Source organism: Pseudoalteromonas sp. MMG006 (assembly GCF_018101025.1).
Classification (GTDB): domain Bacteria; phylum Pseudomonadota; class Gammaproteobacteria; order Enterobacterales; family Alteromonadaceae; genus Pseudoalteromonas.
In genome coordinates this window covers 170,239-193,338 of record NZ_JAGJEJ010000005.1, presented here as the reverse complement: position 1 = coordinate 193,338, position 23,100 = coordinate 170,239, and the positions used below count along the sequence as shown (strand labels likewise).

25 protein-coding genes are annotated in these 23,100 nt (G+C 39.3%); 7 read left to right on the top strand and 18 right to left on the bottom strand.

Features of this window, described 5'->3' with window-relative positions:
• Nucleotides 1-228: 228 nt before the first annotated feature.
• Nucleotides 229-879, top strand: a complete 651-nt coding sequence (gene lepB, locus J8L73_RS07730; protein ID WP_211015906.1) for a signal peptidase I — start codon at nucleotides 229-231, stop codon at nucleotides 877-879.
• Nucleotides 880-915: 36 nt separating this feature from the next.
• On the opposite strand, the gene J8L73_RS19280 is transcribed toward lepB, so the two are convergent.
• Nucleotides 916-1,329 carry a bifunctional 4-hydroxy-2-oxoglutarate aldolase/2-dehydro-3-deoxy-phosphogluconate aldolase gene (locus tag J8L73_RS19280; RefSeq protein ID WP_348771970.1) on the bottom strand — a complete coding sequence of 138 codons (414 nt, stop codon included), beginning with the start codon at nucleotides 1,327-1,329 and terminating at the stop codon, nucleotides 916-918.
• 302 nt (nucleotides 1,330-1,631) lie between these two features.
• The gene (metG, locus tag J8L73_RS07720; RefSeq protein WP_211015904.1) at nucleotides 1,632-3,653 is read right to left on the bottom strand and encodes a methionine--tRNA ligase; all 2,022 of its coding nucleotides are present in this window, start codon (nucleotides 3,651-3,653) and stop codon (nucleotides 1,632-1,634) included.
• Between the two features lie 187 nt (nucleotides 3,654-3,840).
• Here metG and apbC point away from each other — a divergent pair, with 187 nt between their 5' ends.
• Entirely contained in the window at nucleotides 3,841-4,917 is a 1,077-nt protein-coding gene (apbC, locus tag J8L73_RS07715; protein ID WP_211015901.1) for an iron-sulfur cluster carrier protein ApbC, read from the top strand.
• A gap of 2 nt (nucleotides 4,918-4,919) precedes the next feature.
• Complete coding sequence (gene dcd, locus J8L73_RS07710) at nucleotides 4,920-5,504, top strand: dCTP deaminase (protein WP_104642497.1); 585 nt, start codon at nucleotides 4,920-4,922, stop codon at nucleotides 5,502-5,504.
• A gap of 16 nt (nucleotides 5,505-5,520) precedes the next feature.
• Here dcd and J8L73_RS07705 read toward each other — a convergent pair whose 3' ends face one another.
• Nucleotides 5,521-6,306, bottom strand: coding sequence for a CLCA_X family protein (locus tag J8L73_RS07705; RefSeq protein ID WP_211015899.1), 786 nt, complete (start codon nucleotides 6,304-6,306; stop codon nucleotides 5,521-5,523).
• A 15-nt stretch (nucleotides 6,307-6,321) separates the two neighbouring features.
• Nucleotides 6,322-6,918: a tRNA-uridine aminocarboxypropyltransferase gene (locus tag J8L73_RS07700; protein WP_211015897.1), complete on the bottom strand. Its 597-nt coding sequence runs from the start codon at nucleotides 6,916-6,918 to the stop codon at nucleotides 6,322-6,324.
• Nucleotides 6,919-7,052: 134 nt separating this feature from the next.
• On the opposite strand from J8L73_RS07700, the gene J8L73_RS07695 reads away from it, so the two are divergent.
• Nucleotides 7,053-7,397 carry an Hpt domain-containing protein gene (locus tag J8L73_RS07695; RefSeq protein ID WP_211015894.1) on the top strand — a complete coding sequence of 115 codons (345 nt, stop codon included), beginning with the start codon at nucleotides 7,053-7,055 and terminating at the stop codon, nucleotides 7,395-7,397.
• 410 nt (nucleotides 7,398-7,807) lie between these two features.
• Nucleotides 7,808-9,025 carry a pyridoxal phosphate-dependent aminotransferase gene (locus J8L73_RS07690; RefSeq protein ID WP_211000230.1) on the top strand — a complete coding sequence of 406 codons (1,218 nt, stop codon included), beginning with the start codon at nucleotides 7,808-7,810 and terminating at the stop codon, nucleotides 9,023-9,025.
• A 61-nt stretch (nucleotides 9,026-9,086) separates the two neighbouring features.
• Here the strand turns inward: J8L73_RS07690 and J8L73_RS07685 are convergent, their stop codons facing one another.
• Genes J8L73_RS07685 through J8L73_RS07670 form a run of 4 tightly spaced genes read right to left on the bottom strand, consistent with a single transcriptional unit; the run spans nucleotide 9,087 to nucleotide 12,037 of the window.
• Nucleotides 9,087-9,554 carry a glycine zipper 2TM domain-containing protein gene (locus J8L73_RS07685; protein WP_211015892.1) on the bottom strand — a complete coding sequence of 156 codons (468 nt, stop codon included), beginning with the start codon at nucleotides 9,552-9,554 and terminating at the stop codon, nucleotides 9,087-9,089.
• 55 nt (nucleotides 9,555-9,609) lie between these two features.
• A complete protein-coding gene (lpoB, locus tag J8L73_RS07680) occupies nucleotides 9,610-10,230 on the bottom strand; it encodes a penicillin-binding protein activator LpoB (protein ID WP_211016000.1) in 621 nt (206 codons plus the stop codon).
• Nucleotides 10,231-10,238: 8 nt separating this feature from the next.
• Entirely contained in the window at nucleotides 10,239-10,664 is a 426-nt protein-coding gene (locus tag J8L73_RS07675; protein WP_211015890.1) for a YcfL family protein, read from the bottom strand.
• An 8-nt stretch (nucleotides 10,665-10,672) separates the two neighbouring features.
• Nucleotides 10,673-12,037: an adenine DNA methylase gene (locus J8L73_RS07670; RefSeq protein ID WP_211015887.1), complete on the bottom strand. Its 1,365-nt coding sequence runs from the start codon at nucleotides 12,035-12,037 to the stop codon at nucleotides 10,673-10,675.
• Between the two features lie 397 nt (nucleotides 12,038-12,434).
• Here J8L73_RS07670 and J8L73_RS07665 point away from each other — a divergent pair, with 397 nt between their 5' ends.
• Nucleotides 12,435-13,307 carry a DMT family transporter gene (locus tag J8L73_RS07665; RefSeq protein WP_211015885.1) on the top strand — a complete coding sequence of 291 codons (873 nt, stop codon included), beginning with the start codon at nucleotides 12,435-12,437 and terminating at the stop codon, nucleotides 13,305-13,307.
• 15 nt (nucleotides 13,308-13,322) lie between these two features.
• Here J8L73_RS07665 and J8L73_RS07660 read toward each other — a convergent pair whose 3' ends face one another.
• The 7 genes from J8L73_RS07660 to J8L73_RS07630 all read right to left on the bottom strand — a co-directional run bounded on the left by J8L73_RS07660 (nucleotide 13,323) and on the right by J8L73_RS07630 (nucleotide 19,979).
• Nucleotides 13,323-14,009, bottom strand: coding sequence for a M15 family metallopeptidase (locus tag J8L73_RS07660; RefSeq protein ID WP_211015883.1), 687 nt, complete (start codon nucleotides 14,007-14,009; stop codon nucleotides 13,323-13,325).
• Complete coding sequence (dapE, locus tag J8L73_RS07655) at nucleotides 14,009-15,139, bottom strand: succinyl-diaminopimelate desuccinylase (protein WP_211015881.1); 1,131 nt, start codon at nucleotides 15,137-15,139, stop codon at nucleotides 14,009-14,011. The genes J8L73_RS07660 and dapE overlap by 1 nt, the downstream gene beginning before the upstream one ends.
• Nucleotides 15,139-15,483, bottom strand: a complete 345-nt coding sequence (locus J8L73_RS07650) for an ArsC family reductase (RefSeq protein ID WP_211015879.1) — start codon at nucleotides 15,481-15,483, stop codon at nucleotides 15,139-15,141. Before J8L73_RS07650 ends, dapE begins: the two co-directional genes overlap by 1 nt.
• A 4-nt stretch (nucleotides 15,484-15,487) precedes the next feature.
• The gene (locus tag J8L73_RS07645; RefSeq protein ID WP_211000222.1) at nucleotides 15,488-15,985 is read right to left on the bottom strand and encodes a PTS glucose transporter subunit IIA; all 498 of its coding nucleotides are present in this window, start codon (nucleotides 15,983-15,985) and stop codon (nucleotides 15,488-15,490) included.
• 3 nt (nucleotides 15,986-15,988) lie between these two features.
• Nucleotides 15,989-16,375, bottom strand: a complete 387-nt coding sequence (locus J8L73_RS07640; RefSeq protein ID WP_211015877.1) for an ACT domain-containing protein — start codon at nucleotides 16,373-16,375, stop codon at nucleotides 15,989-15,991.
• Between the two features lie 227 nt (nucleotides 16,376-16,602).
• Nucleotides 16,603-18,762 carry a phosphate acetyltransferase gene (gene pta, locus J8L73_RS07635; RefSeq protein WP_211015875.1) on the bottom strand — a complete coding sequence of 720 codons (2,160 nt, stop codon included), beginning with the start codon at nucleotides 18,760-18,762 and terminating at the stop codon, nucleotides 16,603-16,605.
• A gap of 2 nt (nucleotides 18,763-18,764) precedes the next feature.
• The gene (locus tag J8L73_RS07630; RefSeq protein ID WP_211015873.1) at nucleotides 18,765-19,979 is read right to left on the bottom strand and encodes an acetate kinase; all 1,215 of its coding nucleotides are present in this window, start codon (nucleotides 19,977-19,979) and stop codon (nucleotides 18,765-18,767) included.
• A gap of 257 nt (nucleotides 19,980-20,236) precedes the next feature.
• Between J8L73_RS07630 and yfbV the strand changes: the two genes are divergently transcribed.
• On the top strand, nucleotides 20,237-20,683 hold the full coding sequence (gene yfbV / locus J8L73_RS07625) for a terminus macrodomain insulation protein YfbV (protein WP_211015871.1): 447 nt from the start codon (nucleotides 20,237-20,239) through the stop codon (nucleotides 20,681-20,683).
• Here yfbV and J8L73_RS07620 read toward each other — a convergent pair.
• The 3 genes from J8L73_RS07620 to xthA are packed head-to-tail and all read right to left on the bottom strand — an operon-like array spanning nucleotide 20,667 to nucleotide 22,926.
• Nucleotides 20,667-21,470 carry a putative RNA methyltransferase gene (locus tag J8L73_RS07620; protein WP_211015869.1) on the bottom strand — a complete coding sequence of 268 codons (804 nt, stop codon included), beginning with the start codon at nucleotides 21,468-21,470 and terminating at the stop codon, nucleotides 20,667-20,669. The genes yfbV and J8L73_RS07620 overlap by 17 nt on opposite strands.
• Nucleotides 21,467-22,114 carry an energy-coupling factor ABC transporter permease gene (locus J8L73_RS07615; protein WP_211015867.1) on the bottom strand — a complete coding sequence of 216 codons (648 nt, stop codon included), beginning with the start codon at nucleotides 22,112-22,114 and terminating at the stop codon, nucleotides 21,467-21,469. Before J8L73_RS07615 ends, J8L73_RS07620 begins: the two co-directional genes overlap by 4 nt.
• A gap of 5 nt (nucleotides 22,115-22,119) precedes the next feature.
• Nucleotides 22,120-22,926, bottom strand: coding sequence for an exodeoxyribonuclease III (gene xthA, locus J8L73_RS07610; RefSeq protein WP_211015865.1), 807 nt, complete (start codon nucleotides 22,924-22,926; stop codon nucleotides 22,120-22,122).
• Nucleotides 22,927-23,100: the final 174 nt, after the last annotated feature.

Genomic DNA, 23,100 nt, shown 5'->3' with positions numbered 1-23,100 from the left:
AAGCTTGCAGTGGTGAACAATAATGCATAGTAATTTTCTTAAACATGTTAATTTCCTTTAAGTTAATGCTCGTTGGTTTCATTAACTGTTACGGGCCTTAAATTTAATCGATCATTTAAAATTAGGTGTAAACATGTTTTGTTACATCCTTAATTGAACTGTAGCGAAGTAATTAAGTCATATAATGACTTACTCAATTAGAGACTTGTTCAAGTAAAGGGAATAGATATGAAACTCGTTTATAAGTTTTGGAAAAATAACCGTTCTCTCATCGTCTTCATTGCACTGATGAGTGTATTTAGAAGTGCCGTAGCTGATTGGTACGAAGTACCTACAGGCTCAATGAAGCCGACTATTCAAGAAGGCGACAGAATTTTAACAGATAAAATGGCTTACGACATTCGTGTGCCGTTCACTCATATTAAACTATTAAAATTAGCAGACCCACAAACTGGCGATATTATTGTATTTGACTCACAAGCAGCTGATAATCGGTTAATTAAGCGCGTAATAGGCATACCTGGCGATACGGTCGCACTTGAAAACAATGAGCTCATTATTAATGGTCAAAAGCTTAATTATGCAGATCAGCGAAGTAACATAGACTCGCTTGATAAAATTGAAAATTTAAACGGGCTAGAGCATTCGATAAGAGTGGCAAATATTCCTTCACGTTTATCGGGGTTTGATGCAATTACAATTCCTGATGATTATTACTTAGCAATGGGTGATAACCGCGATAATAGCGCTGACTCGCGTGTAATTGGTTTAATTCCGCGTGATGAGTTATTAGGAAAAGCAGAGCGCGTTATAGTGTCTCTTGATTACGATAACTATTACCTACCAAGAAAAGACCGCGTATTGAAAAAGCTCAATTAAAAAAGACGATTAATTTTATAGTTAAAGTATAACTGCCTATTTAGGCAGTTTACTTATATATTTTTTTACAAGTTTGGTAAGGTCACTACGTTCTTGTTCAGTATTTAATACCTTACAAAAATCGCCACTGACTGCAGCGCCGCAAGCGTCTGCTTCAAACCATTGTGATAAATTATCTAAATTAACACCGCCAACAGGCATTAGTTTTGCCTCTGAAAATGGGCCTGTTAATGCTTTAAAGTAACCAACGCCCATACTGCCAGCAGGAAATACTTTAATAATATCAGCGTTATATTCAATTGCATTTGCTACATCGGTAGGTGTGAGCGCGCCCATTAGTACGGGTAACCCATGCTGGAGGGCGAGTTCGACAACCGATTTGTTGGTATTTAGCGTTACGATAAACTGCGTGCCAGCATCAATAGCTTGCTGGGCAAGGGTGGTATTTATTATTGTACCTGCACCAATAAGTGCGTTTTTATAAGAGGTATATGCCTTTGCTATTTCTTTCTTATAGCCAAGTATGATGTGATTCTAAACAATCAATTAATGGGGATATATCGTTTTGCTGCTATTGGCGAAGTATGACAAGTAAATTATGCAGCTTTATTTAGTTGCTTATTTTTGCTCTGTTGTTATCCAAAATTTGGCTCATAATTTTAATTCACATTATTTAATGAAAAGTTATACGTATAGACGCTTTTTAATTATAAAAAAACCGCTGATATCAGCGGTTTATTTTAAGTATTAAATTACATTACACGCATACCAGGCTCTGAGCCATCGTCTGGGTTAAGAATGTAGATTTCTTTACCGCCAGGGCCTGCGGCTAGTACCATGCCCTCAGACATACCAAAACGCATTTTACGTGGCTTAAGGTTTGCAACCATTACTGTAAGCTTACCTTCGATATCCTCTGGTGCGTAAGCTGATTTAATACCTGCAAACACTTGGCGAGTTTCGCCACCTAAATCAAGTGTTAGCTTAAGTAGTTTGTCGGCGCCTTCAACGTGCTCTGCTTTTGCAATTTTAGCTACGCGTAAATCTACTTTTGCAAAGTCATCAAACTCAATTTCATCGCTAATTGGCTCTTTTGCAAGTGGGCTATTTGGGTCAATCGTTACTTTTGACTCTAGGCTTTCTTTTGATTCTTCAACCATTTTATTTACTTTATCCATTTCTACGCGTTGCATTAACGGCTTAAACTTATTAATAGGGTGGTTTACTAGTGCATTTTGAACACCATCCCATGCTAGGTCGTCATTTAAAAAGGCTTCTACATTTGCAGCCATACCTGGTAATACAGGTTTTAAATAAGTAATTAACACGCGGAATAAGTTAAGTCCAAGCGAACATACTTCGTGTGCTTCTTGTTGTTTTGCTTCGTCTTTAATAAGTACCCATGGCGCTGCTGCATCAATGAATTGGTTTGCTTTGTCGGCAAGGGCCATAATTTCACGAATTGCACGGCTGTATTCACGCTTCTCATAATGAGCTGTGATACTAGGTGCCGCTGCTTGAAACTCTTCAAGTAGTTCTGGCTGCATAATGGTGCTACTTAGCTTGCCATCAAACTTTTTAGTAATAAAGCCGGCACAACGGCTCGCTATGTTTACCACTTTACCTACTAGGTCTGAGTTTACACGTTGTGCAAAATCTTCTAGGTTTAAATCAAGGTCAATAATACCGCTGTTTAATTTAGCTGCGTAGTAATAGCGTAAATATTCTGGGTTTAGGTTATCTAAATAAGTACGCGCTTTAATAAACGTACCCTTAGATTTAGACATTTTTTCACCATTTACGGTTACAAAACCATGAGCGAATACGTTAGTTGGCTTTCTAAAATTAGCGCCTTCTAGCATTGCTGGCCAAAATAAACTGTGGAAGTAAATAATGTCTTTACCAATAAAGTGATATAGCTCTGCGTCTGAACCTTCAGCCCAAAACGCATCAAAGTCGATGCCTTTTGTGTCGCACAGGTTTTTAAAGCTTGCCATGTAACCAATTGGCGCATCTAGCCAAACGTAGAAGTACTTGCCTGGTGCATTTGGAATTTCAAAACCAAAGTAAGGCGCATCACGGCTAATATCCCACTGCTGCAGGCCATCAGTGAACCATTCGTCTAGCTTGTTAGCCATTTCTTGTTGAATAGTACCTGAGTGTAACCACTCTTTTAACATGCCTTCAAATGCGGGTAAGTCAAAAAAGTAATGCTCTGAATCTTTTAAAATAGGCTCAGCACCCGACATAACAGAGCGTGGGTTGATTAGCTCTGTTGGGCTGTAAGTTGCACCACACGAATCACAGCTGTCGCCATTTTGGTTTTCAGACTTACACGTTGGGCAAGTTCCGGTTACAAAGCGATCGGGTAAAAATATGCCTTTTTCAGGGTCGAACAATTGCGAAATAGTGTGCTTTTTAATATGACCGGCATCGTTTAGGCGGTTATAAATAAGTTCGCTAAACTCTTTGTTTTCTTGGCTGTGCGTGCTGTGGTAGTTATCAAACTTAATGTTGAAGTCGGCAAAGTCGCGCTGGCGTTCAATGCTTACATTTTTAACCATTTCTTCAGGCGTGATCCCTTGCTTTTGCGCATTTAGCATAATTGGCGTGCCGTGAGCATCGTCGGCACAAACATAATATGCTTCATGGCCTTGTAGCTTTTGAAAACGTGACCAAATATCAGTTTGAATGTATTCCAATAAATGGCCTAAGTGAGTAGGGCCATTAGCATAAGGTAATGCGCTGGTAATCAGGATCTTTCGCTGCGTCATAATCATTCCGAATTGAGGATAACTCATCATTTTAATAGTGAAAATGGAGATTATCAGTAATTTATCTACAAGCTATAGGACAAGAGTGCGCACAGCTTATGGATTTTTATTAATTGACTGGTGTTAATGCCCTGAATGTTACATAATTCCGTGGCACTTTTCATCAAAGAAACGCTATTTAATTGCTATGTTTGGACTGTCGAAACTATTCTCTTCTAAATCGGTGCAAAAACAACCGATTATTACTGCCTTAGCGGCGTATCGTAGCGCGGCTTTTGCCGTGGGTATTGATGAAAGCTTCATTGATTCTGTTTCTCAAAACGACGATAAATCAATACTTATAAAACTTACACTGCCATTTGCAGCGCAATCAGAAATGCCCCTTGTTGAGCAGCATGTAAGTGAAAGCTTAAGCGTGCCCGTGGTCATTGAATCTGTGGTTAGCATTAAAGAGCCTGCCAAATTTAAAGCCATTAAACACATTGTGCTTATTGCCTCGGGTAAAGGTGGTGTGGGTAAATCAACCACTGCGGTAAATTTAGCTGGTGCGCTTAAAAATGAAGGCGCAAAAGTAGGAATTTTAGACGCTGATATTTATGGGCCGTCTATTCCTATGCTTTTAGGGCTTGTGGGTGCAAGGCCACAAACCAAAGATAACAAACTACTACAGCCATTTGACGCCAATGGTATCAAAGCCCAATCAATCGGTTTTTTAGTGCCAAGTGATGACGCAACAGTGTGGCGAGGGCCAATGGCATCGGGCGCACTTAGCCAATTATTAAACGAAACTGACTGGGGTGAACTTGATTATTTAATTGTAGATATGCCACCGGGCACGGGTGATATACAATTGACAATGAGCCAAAAGGTGCCTTCAAGTGGTACTGTGATTGTAACGACCCCACAAGATTTAGCCCTAGCCGATGCGCAAAAGGGCATAGCTATGTTTAATAAAGTAAACGTACCGGTGCTAGGCTTAATTGAAAACATGAGCCATTACATTTGTATTCACTGTGGTGAAGCAAACCATGTATTTGGCAAAGACGGCGCAGAAAAGCTTGCTCACAAACATGGCGTTCCAATACTAAGCCATATACCACTAGCGACAGATATTCGTGAATATTCTGAGCAAGGTAAACTTATTGCTAGCGATAACAACGCCGCAATAAGTAAAACATACAGCGCAGCAGCGAGGCTAATGGCCAGCACGCTTTACTATCAACAGCACCACAATGCGATTGAAATTGTGATTACAGAAGATTAAAAATGAGACTTTCAGACACACATATTAAAGAATACTTAAATGACGGCCGTATTGTTATTGAGCCTGCGCCAACGAGCGAAATGATTTCGGGTGTTACAGCAGACTTACGTTTGGGGAATAAGTTTAGAACTTTTAACGCACACAATGCAGCGTACGTAGACTTAAGCGGCCCTAAAGATCAACTAAATAAAGCCATGGAATCAATAATGAGTGAAGAGATAGAGCTTGCCGATGGCGAAGCTTTCTTTTTGCACCCAGGCGAGCTTGCGCTGGCCATTACCCATGAAAAAGTAACGTTACCTGCCGATATAGTAGGCTGGTTAGACGGGCGTTCATCGCTTGCCCGCTTAGGTTTAATGGTGCACGTAACAGCGCACAGAATCGACCCGGGCTGGAGCGGTAATATTGTTTTAGAATTTTATAACTCAGGTAAGCTACCACTAGCGCTGCGCCCAATGATGAAAATTGGTGCAATGAGTTTTGAAATGCTCTCAGGCCCGTGCGAAAACCCATACAACATTCGTAAAGATGCAAAATATAAAGATCAAAGCAGTGCGGTAGCAAGCCGTATTAGTGATGATAAATAACCGCCTAATATAGACATTACTCGTCAATTTTATGAAGCGCATAGCCCAGTAGTTCAAAATAATGGTTAAGCGCTTTATTTGTTTTATTAATATGCTGAGCATTTGGGTATATTAAATTACTGCTTTTTAAGCCACTGACCAAAAAGCTATTTTGAATAGTGCTGTGGGCATCTATGCAGGCTTCAAAGCAGCGCGCTGCTAATTCCTCAGGCATGCTCATGTAGTTCATGTTATGCGCTTGGTCGTGTTTTATGCACATTTGTACAAATTCATTCGCATCTTCCCCATTTAAATCTAAAAATACGTTTTTGTAAAAGTCGTTAAGCGCACTATTAAGTGGGTGAGCTAAGTTAGGTGTGTTTGAAAGCCAAAGCTTTGATGCAAAACCAAAGCGAGGTTTTGCTGCAAATAAATGCTCGCTTATATGATGATCAAATGCATGAAACCATTCATGGGCTAATGCGCCGCCACCGGCATTTTTTGCAAGAGCAAGCGTTTGGTCGGCGGCATTATAATGTGCTTGCACACCTTTTTGCCCGCCGTGGCCAAATGCAAAATTAAGTTTACCGCGAAGGCCAATTGCTTTGGGCGGTAAATGCAATATTTGCGCAAGATCCGCGAGGGCATCGTAAATTAAATTAGCACTAATAAAGCGCTCTTCTTTGGTTACCCATTTACCTACTACCATCGATCTAAATCCAAACGTGTTTCTTATGTCGCTAAAGTCGACTTGGTCATCAAAACGATAGTCAGGGCCTTGGCGAGTAAAGCCTCGTTTTAATCTATTGGGGTAATTACGCATTTAAGTTTATGTCGCTTAATATTGGTAACGTGCTTTTACATGCTCAGGCATGTGTTGGGTTTGTTTTTGTATTAATTCATCCAATAAATTATAAAGTGGGGCAGGGTTTAACTGCTCTATTAAAAATAAACTATGAGCAACGGCTTCCAGTGTTGAGAGGCTATCAGCGCGTGGGGCTTTGCGAATTACGTATCGGTTTTTAGGCAATTGTTTAAAGCTGACTGTTTTAAATTGGTTTAATAAAGTGGTGAGCTGAAATATTTTGTAGGCTTTTTTCCATGTACCATCTATTACGACTAAATGAGTGATATTGTTTAACTTTGTGCTTTGAGCTTTCTCATCTAAATTTATAGCAAGCTCATTAGGGTAAAGTAAAACTGTTGTTTCTAAAGGCAGGCTTTTTAATATAACAAAGTCGCTATTATTTTCACCTTTGATTATTTGGCAATCGCTAAGACTTAAATTAAGTAACTTAGCGGTATTCTTCGCTATTTTTTCTTCACTAGGGTGTTGTAGAATAATAACGCTCACGCGGTTATTAACTTGCTCAATAGCATTACAAATACAGGTTGAGATAGAAAAACTACAATTATTACAAAGAGTGCGTGCCATTTAATAAACTTTTTTCAGTATGATCCTCATAATTATACATTTATGAGGTAATTAAGTTGGTTTTTTTTACGCATCAATATACAGTAATAGTATTGACATAGATTTAACACGGATAGTTTTTAAGGGCTTAAAATATGACACAAATTAGTATTGATGAATCTGCATTAGAAAGTATGGAATCGTTATTAGGTGAACAATTTCCGGATACGCTTGATTTTTGCTGTGCAGAATTTGAACGTTTAGGTACAGATGTTATGGCAACTATTGGCCAAGATAAAGAAGCGGCTATTCGTAACTCTCACAGTTTAAAGTCTAACGCTGCACAGTTTGGCGCATCAAGTTTAGCTGAAGTTTCTCGTATTATTGAACAAAGCTTAACTGTTGACGATTTAGCGCAAGCTACTGATGCTTCAAGCTCATTAATGGAGCAAGTTAAAGGCTCGCAAGTTAAATTACAAGAATGGTTAGCATCTCGTTAATACATACAGCTTAAACGTGAATTTATTTCAGTATTAAGCGTCTAAATTGACTGGCATTTTACGCCTTTGCTAGGTTAGTCTAAATACTCACTAGGGTACGTTGATCTTTCGGGATTGAATTTGCAGCGTGTGTTTGGTTTTGAGGTTAGGCAGAGCCTATGTCGTGGGATTTTCCACACAAATAGGCGATAACGACATATAAAATTCAAACACGCATTGCCCAGAGGGGTCTTCCTAGGGCTATTTTCTTTTTGTTACTCATTTTTTACTTATTCTTACATAGATGTAAGCCAGTAGGGTAACGCAGGAGCCGTTAGCGAGCCCACTAGGTTACAAATCCCGCGTGATTAAAACACCCCTAGATTGAACGAATTTAATCCATAAAGCTAAAACGCCCTAAAGAGGTAATAATGTCTGAAATTAAAAAGAGTCACAAATTAGAAGGTGTATGTTATGACATTCGTGGGCCGGTTTTAGCACAAGCTAAAAAAATGGAAGACGAAGGACAAAAAGTATTAAAACTGAATATAGGTAATCCGGCCGCTTTTGGCTTTGATATGCCAGAAGATATGCACCGCGATATTATTCGCAATTTATATTCAGCCCAAGGATACTGTGACTCTAAAGGCCTCTATTCAGCTCGCGTGGCCGTTTATCAGCATTATCAACAACGTGGCTTACACAATTTAGATGTAGATAACATTTACATTGGCAATGGCGTAAGCGAGCTTATTCAAATGATCACCCAAGCGCTATTAAATAATGGCGACGAAGTGCTTATTCCTGCACCTGACTATCCTCTTTGGACTGCATCGGTGACGTTATCTGGTGGTAACCCAGTGCACTACCTGTGTGATGAAGAGCAAGATTGGTTTCCGGATATAGCAGACATAAAAAGTAAAATTACATCTAAAACAAAAGCTCTAGTGCTAATTAACCCTAATAACCCGACAGGTGCAGTTTACAGCGACGATTTACTCATGCAGCTGATAGATATTGCACGTGAGCACAAGCTATTACTGTTAAGTGATGAGATTTACGAGAAAATTTTATACGATGGTATAACGCATACGTCTATTGGATCACTTTGCGATGATGTGCCAATTATTACTTTTAATGGCTTAGCTAAAACGTATCGTGCAGCGGGTCTTAGAATGGGCTGGATGGTTTTAAGCGGACGTACTTCGGTTATGGATGATTTGAGAAAAGGCTTAGAAATACTATCATCTATGCGTTTATGTGCCAATGTACCGGCGCAATACGCAATTCAACAAGCGTTGGGCGGCGTGCAATCAATTGATAGCCTAATAGATCCAGGCGGGCGTTTATACGAGCAAAGAGATATTGCTTGGCGCGGTTTAAATGCAATTGAAGGTATTAGCTGTAAAAAACCCAAAGGTGCATTGTATGCATTTGCTAAAGTAGATACAGAGCATTTTAACGTTAAAGACGACGAAAAAATGATGTACGATCTGCTAAAAGCCGAAAAAATATTACTTGTTCACGGTAGGGCATTTAATTGGCCTGAACCTGATCACTTTAGATTAGTGTTTTTACCAAGCAAAGATGACTTGTCGGATGCAATGATTAAAATGAAGCGTTTTTTTAAAGATTATCGACAAGTGTAATTAATATAATGCATAAAAAACGAGCCAAATTGGGCTCGTTTTTTATTTATAGATATTTAGACTAGTACGCTTTATCTACCCGTACGGTGTTATCACTTAAATAGACTAATCGCACATTGTCGCCTCTGCTAAAACGCATTGACTGGTCTTGATCTTGAACTACCATAAACTGGTCGCCATTTTCGACTTGTATTAACAGTTCAACAAAATTATTTTGCTGATAATGGCTTTGCTGTTGCTTATTATGTGCAACACTTCCGCCAATAACTGAGCCTAAAATAGTTGCCACTGTGCGCCCACTTCCGCCACCAAACTGATTACCTATTACGCCACCTAGTAACGCGCCGCCAAAGGTTTTCCAACCGTTGTTTTTATCTTGTATGAGTTCTTGTTCGGTAATATTACGCACCGATTTTACATCACCAAATAAAACCTGTTGAACAGGTACTGCTTTATTTCGCTCATATTGAGCAAAAGTTGGGGCGCTCACACTAAGTAGGGCACACATTATTAATGTTATAGCTTTCATAATAATCTCCTATTGGTAGCCTTTATGGGCTTATTAGCCCGTAAAGGCCTAGTAACTACCAACCAAATGTCGATTTTTCTTTAGTTTTACGAATTTCAGTTTCGTCAGCCCATTCTACAAGGCCGCTTTCCATATCCATTAAGCGCATTGTAAACTTGTAATAAACATCCGATTTATCAGCGTTTGACTTAACAATGCTCGATAGGTTTCCGTATAACATGTATTGCGCACCAATTTGCTTACCAAAGGCAACGGCTGTTGATGGGTTAACAAGCGCATCTTCGTTTTGAAAATTAAGTTGCTCACGTACTGACTCAACACGCGTCATATCTACAAAACGAAACTTACCGCTGCGAAGCATTTGCGTAGAGATTGAATCGGTGATTGATTCTGTATCAATGTGCTCGCTGGTTTTGTTTTTAATACGCTCTACAAATACAACAGGGCGCTTGTTAGCGGTCATTGTGCCAACAACCGGCGAGCTTAATAATGAGTCGGTCATTTGGCTGGCAACTTTTTGTAAATCGGTAGAGCCAAAGTTAATATCGGTTGTTTCTACAGCTTGTGCATCGCCGTAACTTACCACTGCTTTATTTGCACAGCCGCTTAATACTAACGCGCTTAAACCCACTAAAGCATAAGTAGATACTGTTTTAAATTTTGTATTAATCATTATTGTTTCCTCTAATCTTTAAATTCTTGTGATTCGGTAGATACTTCTCTAACAGCTAAAGAGAACGTAACCGCATCAGTGCTTGGCGCTAAGCCCGGTAATTGAGTTTTTGCAAAACCAAATAGGGTAAGTGCTTGCCAAGGCGAGTGATTGCCTTTAATTATAAAGCCGTCTTTATCAAACCAATTAAATTGGTACTGTAAATATTGTGACTTTTTGTATTGGCTAGAAAGTGTGACTACCACGTCGGTTAACTGGTTAGTTTGACGCGTTTTTACATCAGTAATAGCCAGTTTGTTACCTAAATCAGGGTTATCAACACGCAACTGCTCGTTAAAATTGTTTTTGCTTTGTTCAACTGATATTCCTGATGTAACAGGTTGGATTGCACATGCACTTAGCATTAAGACTGCAAATAGTGGCACTATGTATTTCATGATGACTCCTAGAGTTGGACTACATGATAGTTAAAGTAGTTATTAATAGAGGTTAGGTAAATTAACGTTAACCCTTGCTTACTAACGGTAAAGTTTATAGGCGGATGATTACCTATATTTACTGAGTGCTCGCCTGCATTAACGCTACTGCGAGCTACACTTATTTGATTAGGAAGTGTAAGCCAGCTGCGAGTGTCGGCTTGCTCAGACGCTAGATTATAAATATTGGCCAGTATATTTCCTACGTCACCTGCGCTGCGGGCAAGCTCAGCTCTGACTTTTTCTTTAGCGACTAGGCGCAGTACTTGGCGTGCTACTTTTGCAGGTATTTGTTCTTCTAACGTTTTTGCTGCAAGTGCTTCTATATGTACTAATGGGCTTAGTTCTAAACTTTGTGAGTCTATGTTGATATTATTTACACCACGCACGTAGGCACTATCTTTATATACTGGCATTGCCAGGCTATAAAAACGCGCATCGCCACCGGATGTATATATTGGTAGGCGTAATTTAAATTCATCTTGTTTAGGCACTAAGCCTTGTTCAAATAGCACAACTACCTCGCCTTGACTTGCAAGTATGCTTGATACATCGCTATAGCGCTTTTTAAATTCAGTTAAGTCTTGATCGAACCCTTGTTTTTTTGCAAGGCGCATTACATCACGCTGTAAATAGATATTGTTTGGCTGTATAGCTAATGCTTTTTTGTAATCTATATAAGCATCGTCATATTGTTTAGCGCTTTGATAAAGCAAGGCCGATAAATAAAATGTGTACGCATTTTGAAAGCCATTTTTAACGTCTCGTGTAACGTTACTCATGCTTGGGTAATGTTGCTGCGCTTCTTTTACTGTTGAGTCTACGTTTGTTTGGTTTTCTTCTAAAGCGTCTACTTGCACTTTGTTAGCTCGGCGTACTTCTACAAGTGCGCCTTCAATATCATTTTTATAAACATAATTTAATGCTTTAAAACTATGTAACATGCTCATTTCGTAAGCGGGCGGCACATATGTAATGGCTGAGTCATTAGTAAATAATGCATTACTTTGCTCAAGCCCTGCACTTAACTGAACTTTTGCAGCTTCTCGCTTATTTTGCATTTGTGTATACACAGTTTCGAACTTGGCTTGAGCGTTTGATGGGGCATTAGCTAGGTCGTTTAAACGCGCTTGTTCTAATTGGTTTAATAAGTAGCTGCTGTGCGTAGTGCTATTTTTAGCAATGAGCGATTGTGCTTCTTCGAGATTATTATTTTCGATCGCATGTCTTACAGGTGTCATTTGGGTGGCGTAGTCGTTAAATAGGTCGTTAAAACCCATTGTGCTACAACCACTTAAAATACAACAAAAGCTTAAAATTATACTGCGGCGCACTGAGCACTCCTCTAAATTTACTTTCACACATTAACATGTTTTTTTTAGTTATATGTACGAAACATTGTAAGAAATCGTAGAGTAATGTTGGTGAACAATACGTGAATTTTTATATTCAACACATTGCTTCATACAAATACTAAATCAATTGCTGAGTGGCAGGATTAACATGAACTAGGTTTTATTAAAATATAACCTTAAGCGTAAAACTTAGTGCTACGAACGGCGGTTATTAATTTTGTATTAAGTTTCTAAATGCTTAACCTAATTATATAAAAACATACATTCTTTGCACCACAAGGCTAATCCTGTTTAAATGAATCGCCTTCTAAGTTTGATTTATGAAATTAATTCGATTGCTTTAAAAAGGCTAATATCTTTGTTTTAAGGAATTTTTTTGAAAGCCACTTTATATACACTTATTGCTTTAATTGCGTTTGCCGCAAATTCTTTGTTTTGCCGTATGGCGCTCGCGCAAGGTTACATAGACCCGTGGAACTTTACTATTATTCGCCTATTGAGCGGTGCTGCCTGCCTAGGGATTATAATGGGGGTTTATAGTTACAATTTAAAACGTAAAGGTGCATTTAACTATGAAATTTTAAATGATAGAGGGAGCTGGCGAAGCAGTATTAGTTTATTAGTTTATGCGCTGTGTTTTTCAATAGCATACGTAGAGCTAGATACTGGCACTGGTGCACTTATTTTATTCTCAGCGGTGCAGTTAACGATGATTGGCTGGGGAATTTATAAAAAAGAGCAATTAAGTGCATTGCAATGGGCAGCATTTATTGTGGCGTTGGGTGGTTTTGTGTATTTAATGCTGCCATCAGCCGCTGTGCCTTCAGTTTTAGGCGCATCCCTTATGGCATTAAGTGGCGTAGCGTGGGGTATTTACAGCATACGCGGTAAAGTATGTGTATCGCCGCTTCGTACTACTGGGTTTAATTTTGTTAGAAGCTTAGTGGCTGTGCCTATTTTATTGCTAGTGGGTATGAGCTATATAAAAACGGTGAGCATTGAAGGAGTGTTACTAGCATGTGCGTCAGGTGCGATAGCATCAGGTGTTGGTTATAGTATTTGGTATGTAGCTATGCCGCTGCTTAAAAGTACACAAGCCGCTGTGGTGCAATTATGTGTACCGGTACTTGCAGCTGTAGCTGGGGTGCTGTTTTTGTCTGAGCAATTAACGGTTGAATTTGTAATAGCAAGCTCACTAATACTAGGGGCTGTGCTGGTCTTTATATTAAATAAACACAAGGCTCAGTAATTAAGTAAACCCACATTATGGCGGGCTTACGTTACTTATAAAACGTTTATAAAGCGCAGGTAGGTTGGCTAAAATAGCTGACTTACCAAGTAACTCACTGTTATTAATACACTCGTAAAGTATTTTCTCGCTAAGCGCATCAACCATTAATTGTGACTGTTTAATATGGCTAATATGCCAAAGCTCAGGCGCAACCCCGTCTAAATCATGTTTATAAGGGCGATAAAAACCAAATTTAGCTAAGTTATTGTTAAGCCAATTGCTCAAAGGGGCGAATGGGCCGCCTTGCTCATACTCATTTGGAGTTAGCTGTAATATGTAATCGTCATTTACCGCCGCTTTATCAAATATATCGAGATCGGTGCCTAAATGATGTCTACTTGCACCGGGCAGGGCAGAGTAGCGCATTATAGCAATACACTTATTTATATCCGTTAATTTGGTTAAATCTACGGGCTGTTGCTGCTTATTATAAACAGGGCGACTACCTGAAAATTTATTGTTCCAAATCATCGATTGGCGATCAAAATCTCTAAAGCTTGAGGCAATTGTTAAATCAAAACCTGCATTTTTAGCTGCATTTTGTAGCGCTAAAAAATCATCAATAATTTCGCTATGTAAGCGATGGCCTTGAATCTCGATTAAATGTGTATCACTTTGCCCAGTGATACACTCACAGGCTATTAAGTTGCTTAAAGCCATTATGTTAAAAGGTTTTCGAGGATTTGTTCGTAAATATCGGCAAGTGCGATTAAGTCATCTGTACTTACACATTCATCCACTTTATGAATTGTGGCGTTACGCGGTCCAAGCTCAATAACTTTTGCGCCTGTTTGCGCTATAAAGCGTCCATCAGATGTCCCACCGGTGGTTTCTAAGTTGGTAGTAAGCCCTGTGACAGATTTAATAGCACTAACAGTGGCATCCACGAGCGGGCCGTGCTCAGTTATAAATGGCAGACCATTCACTATCCAGCTTAGCTCGTAGTTTAATTTGTGCTTTTGTAATATTGCGTTTACGCGTGCTTGTAATTGCTCATGCGTTACTTCGGTACTAAATCTAAAGTTAAATTGTATTTCAAGTTCACCTGGTATTACATTACCTGCACCAGTGCCGCCATTTATGTTTGATACTTGAAAGCTAGTCGCTGGGAAAAACTCATTACCCTCATCCCACACTGTTTGGCTAAGCTCAGTAATGGCTTCAGATGATAAGTGAATAGGGTTTTGTGCTAAGTGTGGGTAGGCAACATGGCCTTGTATACCTTTTACTTTTAAAAAGCCGGTTAGAGAACCACGACGACCGTTTTTAACTACATCTCCTAATACATCGCGTGATGATGGCTCACCAACTAGACACATGTCGATTTTTTCACCGCGCGCTTCTAACGTATCTATTACGCGAGTTGTGCCATTTATAAATGGACCTTCTTCGTCTGAGGTTATTAAAAATGAAATAGAGCCTTTGTGATCTGGGTTTTTAGCAATAAAACGCTCTGTTGCAACGAGCATTGCTGCAAGAGAGCCTTTCATGTCAGCGGCGCCGCGACCATGTAACAAACCATCTTTTACCAAACCCGAAAACGGTGGATGTTGCCAATTTTGTGCTGGGCCTGTAGGTACAACATCGGTATGTCCTGCAAAGCAAAAATGCGGTGACTGAGTGCCTTTACGTGCCCATGTATTTAGCGTGTCAGTAAAAAATAATGATTCAATATTAAAGCCAACCGCCTTTAGGCGATCGTTCATCATTTGTTGGCAGCCAGCATCTTCAGGTGTTACTGATTCACGCTGAATAAGTGCTTGTGCAAGTGCAATTACATCGTGTGTCATTATTTAAAAATCTCATCATATTGAGCAGCTTTAAAGCCTAAATGGTAGCTACTATTGTTTACAAGTACAGGGCGTTTGATCATTGCTGGCTGCTCAACAAGTAGCTCTATTGCAGACTCTTTAGTCAGACTTTGTTTTTGCTCATCAGATAATGCGCGGTACGTGGTGCCGCGTTTATTAACTAGCTGCTCCCAGTCTAGTTTGTCTGCAAACGTGCTAACCAGTTGAGTGTTTACGCCATCTTTTCGATAGTCATGAAAAGTAAACTCAATATTATTATCTGCTAAGTATTTTTTAGCTTTTTTTATCGTGTCGCAATTGCTTATGCCGTATAGAGTGATCATAAATCTACTTCTTTTTGATAATAGTTAATAGGGGATCTGCACCCGCATTCACATGCGTATGCGAGTAATGAAATGTACCTAAAGTATGGCCGTTGAGTAATATTAAACTTGCCAGCATGGGGGTATCAAGCTTTCGCAGGTCAAAATACGCAAGGCGCTGACCTTTATGTATTTCACTACCGTTAAGCTGGGCTATATGGGTATGAGTAATAGGCGGTGAGCCAGCAATAGTTAAGTTTATTAACACTTTTAGGCCATTTTTAGCCTGCAAAATAAACTCAGTACCTGCGTTTTTTACTTGAAGTAATGTGCCATCAAAAGGGGCTAAAATTTTATGGCTGGTAAGGCTCACCATAATGCCAGGGCCAAGCGTGCCATATTTAAAAAACGGTTCGGGATGGCTATCAAGCATGGCTACTTTACCAGTAAATGGGCTGATAATAGAAATTGCATTATTAGGTGTTTTATTAACGGCTAAATAGTCGATTTGCTGTGCTTTCATTGGCTAATCTGCTACCACATTGTAGCCATCACTTTTTAACGCTTTAAGTGCTTTTGAGGCTGTTTGTTTTTTTACCAAAATATAATCTGTATCGTAAGTAGATATTGAAAAAATAGAAACTTTAGCGCTGGCGAGTACGCCTGATATATTAGCCATTATACCTGTGAGCGAAAAGCCTAATGGGCCAACTACTTCGAGTGCTTGCCAGTCAGGCTCTGTATCTAAGCTTTGGATTTCAAATTCACTAGGGCAAACAATCGATAGCTCATCGTGAGTTTTAGAAATAAAAAATAAAGGCTGTTTTAACAGTGCCGAAGGTATGTTGGCATCAACGTCTAAACTGTGAATAGATAAAAGCGTGCTGTGTAATTGTAATGTTTGTTTTGACATTAAACGCCTGCGATACAGCCATATTGATAGCTTTATAGTATAGATTATTGGATTTAAATTAAAGGTGTATCAGTGACTAAAATAGCGGTTTGTAGACAGGCTTTAATAAAGATTAAAAACTTACCCACAATTTCTGTGGATAAGTATGGGAATTGGTAGGTATAAATAGCCTAACTCATTAATTATTAAATAAATAATAGCTAGGCTATAAAAAGCACTCGTTTAGATTATTGCGTAATTAAAGCTTCAGCTTGGGCTGCTTGAATAGCCGTTAGTGCAATAGTGTAAACAATATCGTCAACTAATGCGCCGCGGCTTAAATCGTTAACTGGCTTACGCATACCTTGAAGCATAGGGCCGATACTTATTAAATCGGCACTACGTTGTACGGCTTTATAGGTTGTATTACCAGTATTTAGATCTGGGAATATAAATACGGTTGCTTTACCTGCAACTGGGCTATTTGGTGCTTTTTTAAGCGCAACGTTTTCCATAATTGCGGCGTCGTACTGAAGGGGGCCATCAATAATCAAATCAGGGCGTTTTTGCTGCGCTATTTTGGTCGCCTCACGTACTTTTTCTACATCGGCACCAGTACCAGATGTGCCAGTACTGTAACTTATCATAGCTACACGCGGCTCAATTCCAAACGCGGCGGCTGAGTCGGCTGATTGAATTGCTATATCAGCAAGTTGCTCAGCATTTGGATCTGGATTTATTGCACAGTCTCCATAAACAAGAACTTGGTCAGGCAGTAGCATAAAAAATACAGAGGATACGAGCGATGATCCCGGGGCTGTTTTAATAAGCTGAAGTGGCGGGCGAATAGTATTAGCAGTGGTGTTTACTGCACCCGATACTAAGCCATCTACTTTACCTTGCTCTAGCATCATAGTACCTAGCACTACGTTATCTTGCAGTTGCTCCTGAGCCACAACGGCTGTTAAACCTTTACCTTTGCGTATCTCGACCATAGGTTCAATATACTCGCTAATAATACTTTTAGGTTCAACAATGCTTACATGTTCGTTTAATTCTATACCTTGTTGCTCTGCTATACGCATAATTTCATCGCGATCACCTAGCAATATAGTTTTAGCAATACCGCGCTGGCCACAAATAGCAGCCGCTTTTATTGTGCGTGGTTCGTTACCTTCAGGTAGTACGACTGTTTTACCTGCTTGGCGGGCTTTATCTGTTAATAAGTAACGAAATGCTGGTGGTGACAGCTTACGTGTTTTACCAACGTTTTTAGCGAGTGTATCTAACCAGTCTGAATCGATAAACTGCGCATTGTGATCTTTTACTTTTTCAATTCGTTGGTCATCATCACTCGGTACTTCCATATTAAAGTTATGAAGTAGCAATGATGTACGCCATGTATCGGCTTCGGTTGCAAGTATTGGTAAGCCTGTTTGCATAGCTTGTTCGCACAGTGCCATTATGCGCGCTTCAGGTTCAAAGCCACCGGTTAGTAATATTGCGCCAATTTTGGTGCCATTCATGGCCGATAAACAGGCAGCTACAAGTATATCTGAGCGATCGCCTGGTGTTACTAATAATGCGCCAGGCGTAAAGTGATTCAAAATGTTTGACACTGTTCGTGCACAAAATGTAATTCGACGCAGACGACGATGCAGCATGTCACCTTCGTTAATAATGGTTGCTTTTAAATATGCGCTTAAATCTTTAACGCGAGGTGCTACTAGGTCAAAGTCCCACGGAATGGCGCCAAGTAACATAAACGGGTTTTTTCTAAAAATTGGTAAAGAAGCTAAGCGGTTTAGCTCGTTATCTAATTCGTCAGGTTTGTAGGCATCAACTAAATCTGCACGTGCGCGGCCTTCCTCGTCAAGTGGGGCATTTACTTTATTAAAAATACAACCAAGAACACGTGGGTGATCTATACCACCATAATAACCAGCAGCTATTTCAAGACGATCTTCTATTTGCGTTATATTGTAGTTGCCAGGGGTAAGTACAAAAACAATGTCGGCACCGAGAGTTTGCGCTATTTCGCGGTTTACGCGACCTGCATAAGGTTGCCTACGCGTAGGGACCATACCTTCAATGATAGCGACTTCGTCGTCATTAATTTTACTTTCAAATCGTTCTACAATTTCTTCAAGTAAATCATCGCCCTTACCGTCGCCAATCATTTGCTCAGCGTAACTTAATGCAAAGGGTGTTGGAGGCGATATTGATGAGCCTTGTATAACAACTTGTGTTGATTTTTCTGGGCCGGTTTCACCAGTTCGTGGTTGTGCGATTGGTTTAAAGAAATTAACTTTAACCGTTTTTTGCTCCAGAGCGCGCACTAACCCAACAGATACTGATGTTAAGCCGACACCGGTAGACACGGGTATAAGCATTATTCTACGTGCCATAATTATAGCTCCTTAACAATATTTGCGGCATCTAAAGCAATAACCCACTCTTCGTTTGTCGGCATTACTATTGCTTTTGGCATCTTATCAGATGCACTTATAATACCTTGGTTGCCAAAGCGTGCATTTAAGTTTGATTGCTCGTCACAGTTAAGGCCTAAGTAGCCAAGTTGTTTGATAACATTTGCTCGAATAATATCGGAGTTTTCACCTATACCACCAGTAAAGATAAGTGCATCTAGGCGTTGCAATGGCACCATGTAAGCCGCAATTTGTTTAGCTAAACGGTAACAAAAAATATCAAGCGCTAATTGTGCTTTTTTATGTCCTGCAACTGCGGCTTCTTCAATTGTACGGCAGTCATTAGAAAGCTCACTAATACCTAAAAGGCCACTTTCTTGGTTTAATAAGTTATCAATTTGTTTTGCGTTATAATCTAGTTGGGTTGTTAAAAAATTAAATAAACCAGGGTCAATATCACCACTACGAGTACCCATAACTATGCCTGCCAGTGGTGTTAAGCCCATGCTTGTATCAACACTTTCTCCGTTTTTAATTGCGCAAACAGAGCAACCATTACCTAGATGAGCGCTAATAAAATTACTTTGCTCAATAGGCTGGTTTAATAATTTAGCTGTTTGGCCTGCTACGTAATAATGGCTTGTACCATGCATGCCGTAACGTCTTACACCGTAGTCGGTATAAAGCTTATAAGGTAATGCATATAAGTAAGCAACTTCATCCATGGTTTGATGAAAAGCGGTATCAAATACGGCTACTTGAGGTAGGCCTGTAAAGGAATTTTGTGCTGAAGAAATTCCTAACAAGTTAGCATGACCATGCAAAGGAGCCAAAGATGATGCTTTAGTAATACCTTCAATTACAGCATCATCAATTAGAACTGATTTTGTAAAGTGCTCACCACCATGAACTACCCGATGGCCTACAGCGATTAGGTGCTCATCTAGTTTGTGATCTTTTATTAAGGTTACAAGCGTATTTATTGCCTCAGCATGTGCTTGATTTGCTCCCAGCTCAATTACTGTTTTGGCGCCATTATATTTATATTTAATAGACGGCGCGTCAGCACCTAAGCGCTCTGCGAGGCCCGAAATTATTTCGTGCCCGTCGTTTGCATCAATAATGGCAAACTTTAAGCTAGAGCTACCACAATTTAGTACTAAAACATGTTGTGACTTAGGGGAAGTTGTTGGCATAGATTTAATTTCCATAAACAAATTAGTAAGTGAGCGTTAAGTATTAGGCGCTACACTTGAGCTGATAAAGGCTAAACATTTTATTTTAGCGTTGCCTATTTTAACTTAGTTCAGCAATTTAGTTTAGTATTTTGGGTGATTTAACAGCAAAATTAAGTGTTTTTACTGATAAAGTGTAACGTCCTTATTTTGTGTTACACTTTGGAAATGCTGAGTACTAAACTTATTTTTAAAAGCGGTATCTGTGAGGAGTCATGATGCAAAAAAGTGTGATGTCACAACTACAAACGGGTCGTTTGTATGCTAAAAACTGGCCTATGCGCAAAGAGCTTGCACCTTTATTTTTAGAATTTAGGGTAATAAAAGCCACTGAACTTGCCATAACTGTGATGCCAATCTTAGCTATGCTTACTTTGTTTTTTCAACTTAACTACTTAGGCCCTGACTTTTTACCACAGGCAATTGCTAGCGCATTATTTTTTATATCACTGCCTTTACAAGGTATATTTTGGCTAGGTAAACGAGCTCAAACACCTTTAGAACCCGCAATGCATAAGTGGTACACCGAGCTTTATACAAAAATGGTAGAAAACGGTTATCAAGTTCAACTTAGTGAAAACAAGCCCCGTTACATGGAGCTTGCTAGCTTACTTAAAGATATGTTTGAAAAAATGGATAGGGCGTTCACTAAAGAGCAGTTTTAATAAACTGAGTTATGTAAAACGATAAGGTGACCTTGTGCTCACCTTTTTCCTCGAGCGCTGTCCAGTGCTCGGGTCTAAACTTCCATGCAAACGGAGTCATCATAATTAAGTTTTTAATGTCGGCTACACCGAGTGTAACGGTTTCGGTTAAAAGCGATTGTGCTGATTTTTCAAAGCCTTCTGGCGTTGTTATTTCTGTGTGTTCATTTATATTTGAATAAATGTACGATTTTAGTTCTTTTAAATGCCAAGGACCTGGGCTTGCAACCACTAAAGTTGTGTTTTTATTTGCTAGGCGTGCCAGCTCTTGCTCAAATAAAGGAGCAAAAACACTAACAAGCACATCAGCAAATTCATTTTTAAAGGGGGCTTGGCTTATAGAAGCCACGCTAAAATGGCAGTTAGGGTAGCGTTTAGCGGCATATTTAACCGCAGACTTTGAAATATCAACGCCGTATACCTGCGCATTTGTTTTATTTGCTATGGCTTGAGTATAAAACCCTTCACCACAACCTAAATCTACAACAGTAGTAGCGCATATCTTACTAATTGTATTACTAAGGCTTTGCTGTAAAAAGCGGTAATGACCTGTTTCCAAAAATGCACGTCTAGCTTGCACCATTTCTAGAGAATCGCCTGGTTGTTTTGAATTTTTTTGCTGAACCGGTAGCAAATTAACATAACCTTCTTTTGCAAAATCAAAACTGTGATTATTAGTACAGCGAAGCGTAGAGTCTGTTTTTATAAGTGCTTGGTTACACAGTGGGCATTGATATTGTAGACTCATGAGTCTAGGTAGTCCTTATCGTAAAAAGTCTTAACCCAGTGTGGGCGGTAAGTGATCATAATAGTAATAGCCATACCATTGAGCATTGCTTCAGGGAACCAAATTATAGCACTCAAATAAACGTAGTTATCAGCCAGTTCTTGCCAATTGTATTGGCCTATTGTCAGATAAAATAATGCACCTAAGCTTATTTTTATACAGGCAATAAACCCAGCTGTTATAAATGCACAAACAAATATATAAACAAAAAAATGGCGGGGTAAATATTGGTAACTGATTAAAAAGCCAAGGTAGCTCAATAATATAGGTATAAATGCGCCAATAAGTATTTGCATGGGTAACAGATTAAGCTCGATTTGACCAACGGCAGTTAATAATACGCTGGCTAGCAGAGAGCTTAAAATAGCTAATCGCCACCCTAAAATTAAGGTCGCTGCAGTAACGCCTAAAATGTGTAAATCGAGGCCTGTTAAAATACCGGCTTTTATACGCCAAAGCACGGCAAATACTAAAGCGCATGCAAGCACACCCGTTTGCCGCGCGGATGTAGTGTAAAGTGCTTTGTATGTTTTTTTATCAAAGCTTAGTAAAGCAATAATAATAACAAGGGCCCAAAATAGCCCTTGTAAAGTAAAGCTAAGCATCAAAACTATTTAAATGTAGACCAAATAGGTGCGTGATCAGAGGGCTTTTCAATACCGCGTAGCTCATAATCAATACCTGTATCTATGCATCGTGCAGCAAGGTCTTTAGTAGCAAGTACTACGTCGATACGAAGGCCACGGTTATCTACAAAGCCTTTTGAACGATAGTCAAACCATGAGTATTGATCGTTTGTGTCTGGGTTTTGCTCTCTAAAGGTATCTGTAAAGCCCCAATTTAATAATGTTGCTAACCACTCGCGCTCCTCTGGTTGAAAAGAACATTTACCAGTTTTTAACCAGCGCTTAGCGTTTACATCCCCAATGCCAATATCTAGATCGGTAGGGGAGATGTTTATGTCGCCCATTACAATTACGTCTTGCTCTGGTGTGTGGTTAGTTTCTAGGTGAGTCATTAAATCTTTATAAAATTGACGTTTATAAGGAAATTTAGTTTCGTGATTAATGTTATCACCTTGTGGAAAATAACCATTCATCACGGTTAGGTCACGGCCATTGTCTTGTTCAATAGTTACGCTTATCATGCGTTTTTGTGATTCATCAGTATCTGTAGCAAAGCCTTTTAAGACCGATTTAGGCTCTTTTTTGCATAACATAGCTACACCGTAATGTGCTTTTTGACCATGAAAATAAACGTGGTATCCCATTTTTTGAACATCTTCTAATGGGAATGCTTCATCATGAACTTTAATCTCTTGCAAGCCAATAACGTCTGGTTGGTGTTTATCTATTATTGCTTGTAATTGATGAAGACGAGCACGCAGACCATTGATATTGAAAGAAATCACTTTCATAAAATTTACCTTAAAATTGGTTCTATTTAATGGTCTAAATTGTATCAGTAAATACGCGTACATCACATGACTAAATTGAGTTAATAGCTGCACAAATGTTGATCAAGTGGTGGCTAAAGTTTAAACATTGTAAATGCAATATTAATTATTTAAATAAATAATAATTTCAATTGA